The organism is Microbacterium sp. Clip185, assembly GCF_028743715.1.
Taxonomy (GTDB): domain Bacteria; phylum Actinomycetota; class Actinomycetes; order Actinomycetales; family Microbacteriaceae; genus Microbacterium.
In genome coordinates, this window is record NZ_CP117996.1 from 865,625 (window position 1) to 877,618 (window position 11,994).

Here is an 11,994-nt window from a genome sequence, read left to right on the forward strand (position 1 = left end):
ATGACGCGCGTCGCCTTCATCGACGACCACGAGTCGGTGCGGCTCGGGGTGGAGGCCGCCTGCGCGCGCACCGGCACGACCGATGTCGTGTACTCCGGAGCATCCGTGACCTCCTACCTCGCCTGGCGTGCGGACGGAGGCGAGCGGGCGGATGTCGTGGTGCTTGATCTCACGCTCGGCGACGGCACCACGGTCACCGAGAACGTCACCCGGCTCACCGGCGACGGCTCTGCGGTGATCATCTACAGCGTCGCCGACCGGCCCGCATCCGTGCGCGAGGCGCTGCTCGCGGGAGCTGCCGGCGTCATCAGCAAGGCCTCGCCGATCTCGGACGTCGTCGGAGCGATCGCGACGGTGGCGAGAGGGGACGTGCTGAACACGGTCGAGTGGGCGAGCGCCATCGAAGGCGACCGCGCCTTCGCCGACGCTCAGCTCTCGACGCGCGAACGCGAGGTGCTGAAGCTCTACGCCGCGGGACTCCCGCTGAAGATCGTGGCCGATCGCCTCGGTATCGCCTTCTCCACCGCGAAGGAGAACATCACGCGCATCCGCGTGAAGTACGTCGAGGTGGGCAGACCCGCCCCCACCAAGGTCGACCTGCTGCGGCGCGCGCTGGAAGACGGGCTGCTCACGGAGCAGTCGGTGGGCGCCCATGACCGATAGCCGACCGTTACGGGTCCTTCGCGAAGAGCTCGAGAGCACCGGTATCCCCGGCATCGCCTCGTTCACGCGGGAGCGCGTCGAGCGTGTCATGGCGGTGTCGGTGGCGCTCGCCTTCGGTGCGCTCGGTGCGCAGGCGTTCTTCGCGGCGCTGGGTGCGCAAGACGTCCAGGAGGGATGGGGGCTCGCCCTCATGCTCGTGGTCTTCGTCCCCTTCGTGGTGATGGAGCTCACGTTCTTCACCGGCCGCTTCACGCTCTTCGGCGGGCGCTTCTTCGTCGTCGCGTACACCGCGGCCCTCGTCGTCTGGCCGTGGGCGACGGCCGGGTCCGAAACGGAGATCACGTATCAACCGTGGATCTACTTCCTGGTGACCGTCGCCACGGTGGCCAGCGTCATCGTCTTCCCCCGAGCCGTGCACGTCGCGATCACCGTGCTGCTGCCGTTCGCGTACGGACTCGTGCGCATGATCGAGCTGCGCTTCGTCGCCGATGCCTGGATCGCGGTGTCGTTGGACACTTCGTTCTCCCTCATCCTCGGTAGCGTCCTGATGATGCTGGCGTGGACGTTCCGCACCGCGTCCTCGACGATCGACGAGCGGCGCCTGCGGGCCGTGAGCTCGTATGCGCAAGCCGCTGCCGTGAACGCCACGGAGCGCGAACGGGTCGCGGTGGCGGCGCTCATGCACGACAGCGTGCTGGCGGCACTGCTGGCGGCGGAGCGCGCTCGAACGCCGCGTGAGAGCGACCTGGCGGTCTCGATGGCCCGCGAAGCCCTGACCCGGCTGGCCAACACCGATCGCGATGTCGGCGAAGGCAGCGACGCGCCCGTGTCGGCCGAGGCGATCGTGGCGGACATCCGGCAGACGATCGACGACGCGCAGTGTCCGGCGCAGCTGTCCGTCGATCTCGACCCCGACACTCCTGAGGTGCCCGGCCGCGTCGCGCGAGCGCTGGCGCTCGCGGCGGCCCAGGCGATCTCCAACGCGGTGGAGCACGCCGCGGGCGTGGGCCTCGAGGTCCGCGTGAGCGGAAGCGCGGAGCCCGGTCGCGTGGTCATCGTCGTCGCCGGCCGAGGCCCCGGCTTCGACATCGACGAGGTGCCGGCCGATCGGCTCGGCATCCGCGCGTCCATCCTCGCCCGCGTGAGCGCCTTCGGCGGGAGCGCAGAGGTGGTCTCCTCGAAGGAAGGCACCCAGGTGACGATGGCATGGCAGGCGGTGCGCCCGTGATCAGCATCCGCTTCGTCGTCATGATGCTCGGCGTCGCCTTCACCGGCTTCCTCGTCGCGCGCGCCTCGTGGATCACCGGTCCCGTCCGCGAGCCGCTGTTGCTATGGACCGCGCTCATCCTCTTCCTCGTCGTCGCGTGGCTCTGCATCTTCTGGGGGATGACCTCGGGGCTGCGCACGCGCAGCCAGGAGATCACCGTCGCGCGAGGCAGCGACCGGTTGCCCATGTGGCTGTGCGTGGCGGCATTGCTGGTCTCGATGGTGCTGCCGCCGCTGATCTCCGCGGCGATCCCGCCCGAGGGGCGCACCGAGCAGTACGCCACCTGGTACATCGGTGGTCTGGGTGCGCTGATGACCATCCTCGTCATCCGTCGGCGGCCGTGGGCGGCGTGGAGCGGTACTGCTGTGCTCGCCGGGTGGTCGATGGTGCTCCTGGGTCCGATCCCTGCGCTCGGTCTGGGTCTGGTCGGTTCGGTGGTCTGGGTCACCGGTGCCCATTTCTTCACGTTCGCCCTGGACCGCGCGGCGCGCGACACCGAGCGGCTCGGCGAACTGCAGCGCACCGCGTCGGCTGTGCAGGCGGCGCAGGGGTCCCAGCAGCGCGAGCGCCGCATCCAGGTACAGCGCGCACTCGCTGTCGCCGGTCCCGTGCTTGCGCGCACGATCGCGACGGGCGGGCGGCTCTCGGAGGACGAGCGCACCGATGCCCGCATCGCCGAGGGCCGTTTGCGCGACGAGCTGCGCGGACCGCGCCTGCTGGATGCCGACGTGCGCGAAGCGCTGGATGCGGCGCGCCGACGCGGCGCGATGGTCACCATGTTCGACGAGGGCGGTCTCGATGGCCTCGCCGAGGAGCAGCTGCACGTCATCCGCGCCGAACTCGCCCAGACGCTGCGCTCCGCGCGGTCCGAACGCCTCTACATCCGCACATCGCCCGACGAGCGGGTCGCCGTCACCGTCGTGGGGCGCGCGTCGTCGACGCTCGGCCTGTCCGACGAGGACAGCGTCGACCTCTGGCGTGAGATCGAGCACCCGGCGGGCTGAAACCCTCGATCCTGCAGCCGGCCGCGTATGCGCGGAGGCAAAAGGAAAGGAGACGAGGGGCGGCGAGTCGCTCGCCCCTCGTCTCCGGGCGAGTGGTTACCCGAAAACCACCCGCAAGATCGAACCCGGTTGGTGCACCCTGACGGTCAACGGGCCGATCGAACGCGAAGATGCGTTCCAGCTCTTCAAGTATGCGAACGGGGTGCGAGCAGTGTCTGTAGGTACTTTGGGGGACACCTTCGACGGCGCTTCTCAGCCGCTGTATCCACCCCATCCGGCCTCGCGCCGCAACGGCTGACGGAGCCCGCGCTGCGACAGCGACCACGCGGAGCGCCGGGCCGGCTCCGCGGCCACGGCGCCCTGTTCCTCCTGCCGGTAGGCAGCGGCGACGACCGCGATGGCCGCGGCCAGTTCCACGTCGTCGGGGTTTCCCCTGCGCACCTCGATCCGCAGCGCGTCGCCGGGTTCCTCGAGGGTCATAGCGGGATGTTTCCGTGCTTCTTCGGCGGCAGGCTGGCGCGCTTGCCGCGCAGGGAGCGCAACGCCTTGGCGATCGCGACGCGGGTCTGAGCGGGTTCGATGATCCCGTCGAGCTCGCCGCGCTCGGCCGCGAGGAAGGGCGATGCCACGTTGTAGGTGTACTCGTTCGCGAGGCGTGCGCGCACCGCGGCCACGTCCTCGCCTGCCTCCTCGGCGCGCTTGATCTCGCCGCGGTAGAGGATGTTGACGGCGCCCTGCCCGCCCATGACGGCGATCTCCGCGGTGGGCCAGGCGAGGTTGACGTCTGCGCCGAGCTGCTTGGAGCCCATCACGATGTAGGCACCGCCGTAGGCCTTGCGCAGGATCACCGTGACGAGGGGGACCGTCGCCTCGGCGTAGGCGTACAGCAGCTTCGCGCCGCGGCGGATGACGCCCGTCCACTCCTGGTCCGTCCCCGGCAGATAACCCGGCACGTCGACGAGCGTCACGATCGGGATGGAGAACGCGTCGCAGAACCGCACGAAGCGGCTCGCCTTCTCGCCCGCGTCGATGTTCAGCGTGCCCGCCATCTGCGAGGGCTGGTTGGCGATCACGCCGACCGTGCGGCCCTCCACGCGGCCGAAGCCGATCACGATGTTCGGGGCGAACAGCGGCTGGACCTCGAGGAACTCCCCATCGTCGACGACGTGTTCGATGACCTGGTGGATGTCGTAGGGCTGGTTGGGAGAGTCGGGGATGACCGTGTTCAGGAAGCGGTCCGCATCCGTCGTCTCGAACTCGAAAGCGCCCTCGTAGCCGGGGACCTCGGACATGTTGTTGTCGGGGAGGAAGCCGATGAGAGTACGGGCGTAGTCGATGGCGTCGTCCTCGTCCTCGGCGAGGTAGTGCGCGACGCCGGAGCGGGTGTTGTGCGTGAGCGCACCGCCGAGCTCCTCCATCCCGACGTCCTCGCCCGTGACGGTCTTGATGACGTCGGGGCCGGTCACGAACATCTGGCTGGTCTTGTCGACCATGATGACGAAGTCGGTGAGGGCGGGGGAGTAGACGGCGCCGCCGGCGGCGGGGCCCATGATGAGCGAGATCTGAGGGATCACGCCGGATGCCGCGGTGTTCAGGCGGAAGATCTCGCCGTACTTTCCGAGTGCCACCACCCCTTCCTGGATGCGGGCGCCGCCCGAGTCCAGGATGCCGATGCAGGGGCAGCCCGCGCGCAGTGCGAACTCCATGATCTTGATGATCTTGTCGCCCGCGACTTCACCCAGCGAGCCGCCGAAGGTGGAGAAGTCCTGCGCGTACACCGCCACAGTGCGGCCGTGAATGGTGCCGGTGCCGATCACGACCGAGTCGCCGTAAGGGCGCGAGCGTTCCATCCCGAAGGCCGTCGTGCGATGGCGCACGTACTCGTCCATCTCCACGAAGCTGCCGTGATCGACCAGCAGCTCGATGCGCTCGCGCGCCGTGAGCTTGTCCTTCGCGTGCTGCTTCGTCTGGGCGTTCTTCTCCGCGTCGACGACCGCTTCCTGATAGCGCTGGCGCAGGTCGGCGATCTTGCCTGCGGTGGTCGAGAGGTCGGGGCTGTCCGTCACGCGTTCCACCCTATCGGCGCGGCCTCCCCTGACGTTGGAGGGTGTCGACAGGTGTGTACCGCATCCGCTGTCGTCTGTCTCCGAGGTCGCCACTGCGAGGCACGAGTCTCGGCTGTCAACGGGGGAGCGCGATCCGGGGTCACGGGTAGGGTGTGGCGCATGCCGATCCCCGCCGATGGATATCCGCTCGCCGCCGCCATCAGCCCCCGGGTGCAGGTGGTGGAGACGACCGACTCGACGAACGCGGATGTGGTCGCCGCCGTCATGGCGGACGACGCCGGGTGGCCGCATCTGTCCGTGCTGGTGACGACCGACCAGCGCCGGGGTCGCGGGCGGCTGGACCGCACCTGGGTCACCCCCGCGGGCACGGCGCTGGCCGCCTCGGTCGTGGTGCGCGTGGGCGCGCTCCCCATCCACGCGAGGGGGTGGATCCCGCTCATCGCGGGCGTCGCGATGACGCGCGCGATCGCCGCACAGCTGCGTGGCATCCCGCAGGCGGTGGGGCTCAAGTGGCCCAACGATGTGCTGGTCGAAGGGCAGAAGATCTGCGGCATCCTGGCCGAGGCCGTGCCCGGGGAGTTCGACGCGGTGGTCGTCGGGGCGGGTGTGAACACCAGGATGCCGCGGGTCGATCTGCCGGTTGCGACGGCGGTGTCCTTCGCTGCTCTCGGGCAGGAGGCCGATGAGGACAAGCTGCTCGCGGATTATCTGAGCGTTCTCGACGAGTTGCTCGCGGCTCTCATCGCAGCCGACGGCGACGCCGTCGCGGCCGGTGTGCAGTCGGCCGTGGAGAGCGCGTGCACGACTCTGGGCGCGGACGTCGCGGTCTCGCTGCCCGACGGTACGACGCTCGAAGGCCGCGCCGAACGCATCGACGCCGAAGGGCGTCTGGTCGTCTCCGTCGGCGGTGCGGAGGTGCCGGTCGCGGCGGGAGACGTCACGCACGTGCGTTAAGCGGCGCGCTGCGTCGCGTGACGGCGGGCGTGGGAGCAACGCATGCGCGACGCCAGAGGGCACAATGGGAGCGTGACGCAGCCGACCGGATTCGGGGTCCGCCCGCCGACGCCCGCACCGGGCGTCGCGGCGCCGGAGCGTCGTATCGTGCGCACCCGACGACACGCTCGTCGGCTCTTCTGGTGCGCGCTCGTGCTCATCGGCGTGGCCGGCGCGGTCGGCTACTTCCTGGGCAATCTGCCGGCGCCGTTCGAGGACTGGATGCTGCTGCTGGCCGCGGGCGGTGTCGTCCTGGTGCTCGTGGTCATCCCCTATCTCGCCTGGCTCTCGCACACCTACACCGTCACGACGCGTCGCGTCATCGAGCGCTCTGGCGCGTTCGGCCGCCGCTCGCGCGAACTCAGCCACGTCCGTGGTTATCGCATCACCGTGCGCAGGGGTCCGCTGCAGCGCCTCTGGCGCACCGGCACCTTGATCCTCGACGACGGCGTGGAAGAGCCTCTCGTGATCCGCCGCATCCCGCAGGCGCAACTCGTGCACGAGGTGCTCGTCGACCAGGTCGAGGTCAACCAGATCCTCGCGCACCGCGACGCCCAGCCGCTGCCCGCACCCCCGACCGCGACCGCCTGAACCACCGCCGCCCACGCCCGGCCTGCGACGGGTGCTCGCGTGGGGAAGAATGGTCAGCGTCCGGAAGGGGAATCATGGCGGTGCGCGTGGGAGTCGTGGGCGGCGGACAGCTCGCCCGGATGATGATCGCTCCGGCAGCGGAGCTCGGGCTCGAGATCCGTGTGCTGGCCGAGTCCGAGGGGATGAGCGCGGCACTCGCTGCGACGGCGGTGGGCGACTACCGGGACCTCGAGACGGTGCGTGCGTTCGCGCGCGACGTGGATGTGCTGACCTTCGACCACGAGCACGTGCCGCAGGACGTGCTGCGCGCGCTCGTCGCCGACGGCGTCGCCGTGCATCCCGGTCCCGACGCGCTGCGGTTCGCGCAGGACAAGCTCGAGATGCGTGAGCGGCTGGCGGAGCTCGGCATGCCCCAGCCCGACTGGGCGCGCGTGGAGAACACCGACCAACTGCAGGAGTTCCTCGACGATCACGGTGGCCGGGCGGTCGTCAAGACGCCACGGGGCGGCTACGACGGCAAGGGCGTGCGCGTCGTTTCTGCCGCGACCGAGGCGCAGGACTGGTTTGCCGCACTCGCCGAAGATGCCCGTGGGGGAGCCCTCCTCGTCGAGGAGCTGGTCGACTTCCGGCGGGAGCTGGCCCAGCAGGTCGCGCGGCGTCCGTCGGGCGACATCGCCGCCTACCCGGTGGTCGAGACGGTCCAGCGCGACGGCGTCTGCGCCGAGGTGGTGGCCCCGGCGCCCGGTGCTGGGGCACGGCTGGCGGCCGAAGCCGAGCGGATCGGCGTCGCGATCGCGGACGGCTTGGGTGTCACCGGAATGCTGGCGGTGGAGCTCTTCGAGACCACCGATGAGCGACTCCTCGTCAACGAGCTCGCGATGCGGCCGCACAACAGCGGTCATTGGAGCCAGGACGGCGCGGTCACCAGCCAGTTCGAGCAGCACCTCCGCGCGGTGCTCGACCTGCCGCTCGGCGCCTCGAGCCCCCGCGCCGCGTGGTCGGTCATGATCAACATCCTGGGTGGCCCCGTCGAAGGCACTCTGGAGGACCGCTTCGAGGCGGCGATGGCGGCGCACCCGGCGGCCAAGGTGCACACCTACGGCAAGGCCCCGCGACCCGGTCGCAAAGTGGGGCACGTGAACGTCGCCGGCGACGACCTCGACGACGTGGTCTACGAGGCGAGAGCTGCCGCGGCGCACTTCGCGGATTGAGCGGACGGGGCCTCGCGCGCCGTTGCGGTGATCTTCCAGTGATGCCGCCTAGCCTTGACGGGTGACCCGGCCGCTGCATTCCTCCGAGGCGCCCCTGGTCGGCGTCGTGATGGGCTCCGATTCGGACTGGCGTGTGATGAACGAGGCCTCGGCCGCGCTCACCGAGTTCGGCATCCCGCACGAAGTCGAGGTCGTCTCGGCTCACCGCACCCCCGCGAAGCTGCACCGCTACGGCGTCGACGCGCGCTCGCGCGGGCTGCGGGTGATCATCGCGGGTGCGGGTGGAGCGGCGCACCTGCCGGGAATGCTCGCATCCGTCACCCCGCTCCCGGTGATCGGAGTCCCGGTCCCGCTCGCGACGCTGGACGGACTGGACTCATTGCTGAGCATCGTGCAGATGCCGGCGGGGATCCCCGTCGCCACGGTCTCGATCGGCGGGGCACGAAACGCCGGCCTGCTTGCGGCGCGGATCCTCGGGGCATCCGATGAGGGCATCGCCGATCGGCTGGAAGCGTACGCGCGGGAGCTCGAGCAGATCGTCGAGCAGAAGAACCAGCGGCTGAAGGACTCTCTGTGAGCGCGGTGAGCCCGCCCCGCCCCGACCGGCGCCAGGCGGCCGCCGCCCCCGTGGTGAACCCCTACCCGCTGCGGTACCCCGACAGCTCTTCGCGCGCCGTCATGACGCGTCGTGCCTGGTGGCTCATCGCGCTGAACTTCCTGGTACCTGGCTCCGCCCAGGCGCTGGCGGGCAACCGCCGACTCGGACGGTTCGGCCTCGGTGCGACACTGCTGCTCTGGGCGCTCGGCCTGATCTGCGGCGTGATCGCGCTGGTCGATGTCGGTACGTTCGTCGATCTGGCCACGGGCGCCTGGGTTCCGGGGTGGCTCGCTCTGCTGCGACCGGTGCCCATGCTCATCGTGCAGGGGATCCTGTTCCTCTATGCGGGGCTGTGGATCATCCTGACCATCGACACGCTGCGTCTCGTCCGACTCGTCAAGGTGCAGCCGTGGGCGCGGCTGGCGACCTCGATCGTCGCCATCGGAGCGCTCGTGCTCGCAAGCTCGGGAGCAGTCTGGGCGTCGAACTCGGTGGGTGCCGCACGCGACGCGCTCGGCGCGGTCTTCACTCAGACCGGGCCCGCCGTGGAACCCGTCGACGGGTACTACAACATCCTCCTGCTCGGTGCCGACAGCGGCGAAGGCCGCGACTCCATGCGTTTCGACAGCATCTCGGTCGTCTCGATCAATGCCGAGACCGGCGCGACCACGATCTTCGGGATCCCGCGCGACATGCCGAACTTCCCGTTCGCTCCGGGGCCGATGCAGGACAAGTATCCGAACGGCCACGAGTCGCACCCCAGCGCGACGTGCGGATGGGGCAGCGGCATCAACCAGCTGCGCACCGAGGTCGAGGTCTGCCAGGACGGCAATTCGATCTATCCGGATGCGGTCGCCAACGGCTCGGAGCCGGGGGTCGAGGCGACGAAGGACGCCGCCGAGGGGATCCTCGGCATTCAGATCCCGTTCTACGCGTTCATCGACATGGATGGTTTCGCCGCCCTGATCGATGCCCTGGGCGGTGTCGACATCAACGTCACCGAGCGCCTTCCGAAGGGCGGCGGCCCCGCCTACGAGGGTCAGAGTGCCGAGGAGTGGGCGACCGGCTGGATCGAGCTCGGCCAGCAGCACATGGACGGCGACACCGCCCAGTGGTACGCGCGCTCGCGCTATACGACCAACGACTGGGATCGCATGCTGCGTCAGCGTCAGCTGCAGGAGGCGATTCTCGCGCAGTTCACTCCGGGTAACGTCCTCAGCCGGTTCCAGGATGTCGCCGCGGCGGGCACGCATCTCGTGAAGACCGACATCCCGCAGACCATGCTCGGCTATTTCGTCGAACTCGCCATCAAGGCGAAGGAGCAGCAGGTCACGTCGATCGAGTTGACGCCGCAGGGCGGCATCGACGATCGTCACCCCGATTACGACAAGGTGCATCAGATCGTGCAGCAGGCGCTGTACCCGCCCACGCCCTCCCCGACCACCGGGGGCTGACAGCGTACCGGTGCGGCGTCCTTCCAGAAGCAGGCACGAACGGATGGGTAGTCTCGAAGGATGACCGTCACCCTCCGTCTCGTGCTCGACCAGCTGGTCGATGTGGTGGACCCGGATGCGGCCGAAGCCGCGCGCGAGATCGCTGCTGCTCTCGTGAAGACCGCGCCGCGTGGATGCGCGGTGGGCGCGATCGTGCCCGCCGGCGCAGAGACCGCCGCAGCCGAGATCCCGGGGCTCGCGGACGTCTGGCGCGCGCCTCTGGCGCGCCCCGCCTTGAGCGTGTCATGGCAGCTCGGGATCACGCCGGGGATCGGCGGAGGGCTCATCCATGCGCCGGGTCCGCTCGCGCCGTTGGTGCGCCACGATCGCGTCAACGACAACGACCAGACCGTCGTGACGCTGTGGGAACTGTGCGCCTGGGAGGTTCCGGGCGATCTTCCGCGCGCCATCGTGGCCTCGCAGCGTGCGCTGCTGCGCCGTGCAGAGAAGTTCGCCGACGCCGTCGTCGTTCCCACCCATGCACTCGCGGCCAAGCTCGCCGAGATCGCGCCGCGGCTGGCGGGGCGTGTGCGGGTCATTCCGGGGGCGGCGCCCCGCGAGTTCGCCGTGCCCTCGGATGCGGTCGGTCGACGCCGCGAACTCGGCGTCGGGGAGGAGGTCATCGTCGTCGCCGGATGCCGGTGCGATGACGCCGCCTTCGCCACCGCGTTCTCGGCGATCGGCTCGCACGGCTGCGATCGCGGTGTCGTGGTGATGGACGCGCTTCCCGGGTCGGAGCAGCGGGTCCTCGACCTCGCCGCTGCAGCGGGGCTGTCCGCCGAGCGCGTCCGTGTGCACACGCACCTCGACGCGCCCGACCGCGCATCAGTGCTCGACGCGGCGACGGCGATGATCGCGCCCTCGGCGCTCAGCGCCTTCCCGTGGCGAGCGGTCGAGGCGCTGACGCTCGGCGTGCCTCTCGTGGCGATGGCCTCGGACGTTCACGAGGAGGTGCTCCTCGATGGTGCGCTGATCGCCCCGGTCGAGTCCTTCTCCGACGCGCTCGGGCAGGTGCTCGCTTCAGACGAGAGCCGCAGGCGGTATGCGGTCCGCGCCGCGGACCGCGGCCGCGCCTTCTCCTGGCGTGACCACGCGGAGCGGGTCTGGGCGCTTCACTCGGAGCTGTAGTGGCGCTGGATAGGCTGAGGACGTGAATCCGCGCGTCGCTGTCATCGTCCGCACGAAGGACCGTCCGGAGTTCCTCGCCCGTGCGCTCGCCGATATCGCCTCGCAGACGTATGCCGACGCGGAGATCGTGGTCGTGAACGACCAGGGCGCTGCTCGCCCTGTCTCCGACACCGTGGCTGCCTCGACGGTGGCCGAGCGCGTCCGCGTGGTGGAAACCCTGGCCCCCGGAGGGAGATGCGCCGCGGCGAATCTCGGTCTTCGGAGCACGGACGCGGAGTTCGTCGTCCTCCACGACGACGACGACCGTTGGGCGCCGACGTTCCTGGCGCAGACGGTGGCGCACCTCGACGCGCATCCAGTGGATGCGGGGGTGATGACGGCGACGGAGATCGTCTACGAGCGCCGCGACGGCGCACGCTGGGTCGAGTACGGGCGCGAGCCGTTCTGGCGGGGGATGACCTCCGTGACCTTCTCGAGCCTGCTCGAGGTCAACCGTGCGGTGCCGATCTCCTTCCTCTACCGCCGCGCGCTGCACGACGAGGTGGGCTACTACGACGAGAGCCTCGAAACGGTGGAGGACTGGGAGTTCTATCTGAGGGTGACGGCGGTGCGTCCGCTCGGATTCCTGGCCGGAGAGCCGCTCGCGTTCTGGACGCAGCGGCCGGGCACCGTCGGCGCCGAGGCCAACAGCATGTTCGAACTGTCGGGTGCGCATGCGCGCGATGATGCGGCGGTGCGGGATGCGGCGCTGCGGGATTGGGTGGCGCGCAACGGGGCAGGGCTGCCGCTGTACCTCGCAGCGATGGAGCGGCGTCTTCGTGAGGAGTTCGCGCGTGAGCTGGAAGACCGGCTCGCCCGTCAGCGCGAGGAGATCGTCACGGCGATCTACGATCGGCACCCGGTGTGGCGGCGGCTGCGGCACCTGCGTCGCGGGCGCAAGGGACGTTGAAAGTGCTGAAGCCCCGTCTGCGTCGCCTTGT

At 70.0% G+C, this 11,994-nt stretch carries 12 protein-coding genes; 10 read left to right on the forward strand and 2 right to left on the reverse strand.

The features are described from left to right. Genes PQV94_RS04095 through PQV94_RS04105 form a run of 3 tightly spaced genes read left to right on the forward strand, consistent with a single transcriptional unit; the run spans position 1 to position 2,934 of the window. Entirely contained in the window at positions 1-663 is a 663-nt protein-coding gene (locus PQV94_RS04095) for a response regulator transcription factor (protein ID WP_274287523.1), read from the forward strand. Then, positions 653-1,891: a sensor histidine kinase gene (locus PQV94_RS04100; RefSeq protein WP_274287524.1), complete on the forward strand. Its 1,239-nt coding sequence runs from the start codon at positions 653-655 to the stop codon at positions 1,889-1,891. Before PQV94_RS04095 ends, PQV94_RS04100 begins: the two co-directional genes overlap by 11 nt. Continuing rightward, the gene (locus tag PQV94_RS04105) at positions 1,888-2,934 is read left to right on the forward strand and encodes a hypothetical protein (RefSeq protein ID WP_274287525.1); all 1,047 of its coding nucleotides are present in this window, start codon (positions 1,888-1,890) and stop codon (positions 2,932-2,934) included. Before PQV94_RS04100 ends, PQV94_RS04105 begins: the two co-directional genes overlap by 4 nt. Positions 2,935-3,186: 252 nt before the next feature. On the opposite strand, the gene PQV94_RS04110 is transcribed toward PQV94_RS04105, so the two are convergent. Both PQV94_RS04110 and PQV94_RS04115 read right to left on the reverse strand, forming a co-directional pair. After that, positions 3,187-3,414 carry an acyl-CoA carboxylase epsilon subunit gene (locus tag PQV94_RS04110; protein ID WP_274287526.1) on the reverse strand — a complete coding sequence of 76 codons (228 nt, stop codon included), beginning with the start codon at positions 3,412-3,414 and terminating at the stop codon, positions 3,187-3,189. Then, positions 3,411-5,000, reverse strand: a complete 1,590-nt coding sequence (locus tag PQV94_RS04115; protein ID WP_443192705.1) for an acyl-CoA carboxylase subunit beta — start codon at positions 4,998-5,000, stop codon at positions 3,411-3,413. The genes PQV94_RS04110 and PQV94_RS04115 overlap by 4 nt, the downstream gene beginning before the upstream one ends. 159 nt (positions 5,001-5,159) lie before the next feature. On the opposite strand from PQV94_RS04115, the gene PQV94_RS04120 reads away from it, so the two are divergent. The 7 genes from PQV94_RS04120 (at position 5,160) to PQV94_RS04150 (ending at position 11,963) form a co-directional block, all read left to right on the forward strand. After that, positions 5,160-5,954: a biotin--[acetyl-CoA-carboxylase] ligase gene (locus PQV94_RS04120; RefSeq protein WP_274287528.1), complete on the forward strand. Its 795-nt coding sequence runs from the start codon at positions 5,160-5,162 to the stop codon at positions 5,952-5,954. 72 nt (positions 5,955-6,026) lie between these two features. Then, complete coding sequence (locus PQV94_RS04125) at positions 6,027-6,584, forward strand: PH domain-containing protein (protein ID WP_274287529.1); 558 nt, start codon at positions 6,027-6,029, stop codon at positions 6,582-6,584. A gap of 74 nt (positions 6,585-6,658) precedes the next feature. After that, the gene (locus PQV94_RS04130) at positions 6,659-7,795 is read left to right on the forward strand and encodes a 5-(carboxyamino)imidazole ribonucleotide synthase (RefSeq protein ID WP_274287530.1); all 1,137 of its coding nucleotides are present in this window, start codon (positions 6,659-6,661) and stop codon (positions 7,793-7,795) included. A gap of 109 nt (positions 7,796-7,904) precedes the next feature. Beyond that, entirely contained in the window at positions 7,905-8,372 is a 468-nt protein-coding gene (gene purE, locus PQV94_RS04135) for a 5-(carboxyamino)imidazole ribonucleotide mutase (protein ID WP_274288217.1), read from the forward strand. After that, positions 8,369-9,847, forward strand: coding sequence for an LCP family protein (locus PQV94_RS04140; RefSeq protein ID WP_274287531.1), 1,479 nt, complete (start codon positions 8,369-8,371; stop codon positions 9,845-9,847). Before purE ends, PQV94_RS04140 begins: the two co-directional genes overlap by 4 nt. Positions 9,848-9,907: 60 nt before the next feature. Next, entirely contained in the window at positions 9,908-11,014 is a 1,107-nt protein-coding gene (locus PQV94_RS04145; protein ID WP_274287532.1) for a glycosyltransferase, read from the forward strand. A 22-nt stretch (positions 11,015-11,036) separates the two neighbouring features. Continuing rightward, on the forward strand, positions 11,037-11,963 hold the full coding sequence (locus tag PQV94_RS04150) for a glycosyltransferase family 2 protein (protein WP_274287533.1): 927 nt from the start codon (positions 11,037-11,039) through the stop codon (positions 11,961-11,963). Positions 11,964-11,994 lie beyond the last annotated feature (31 nt).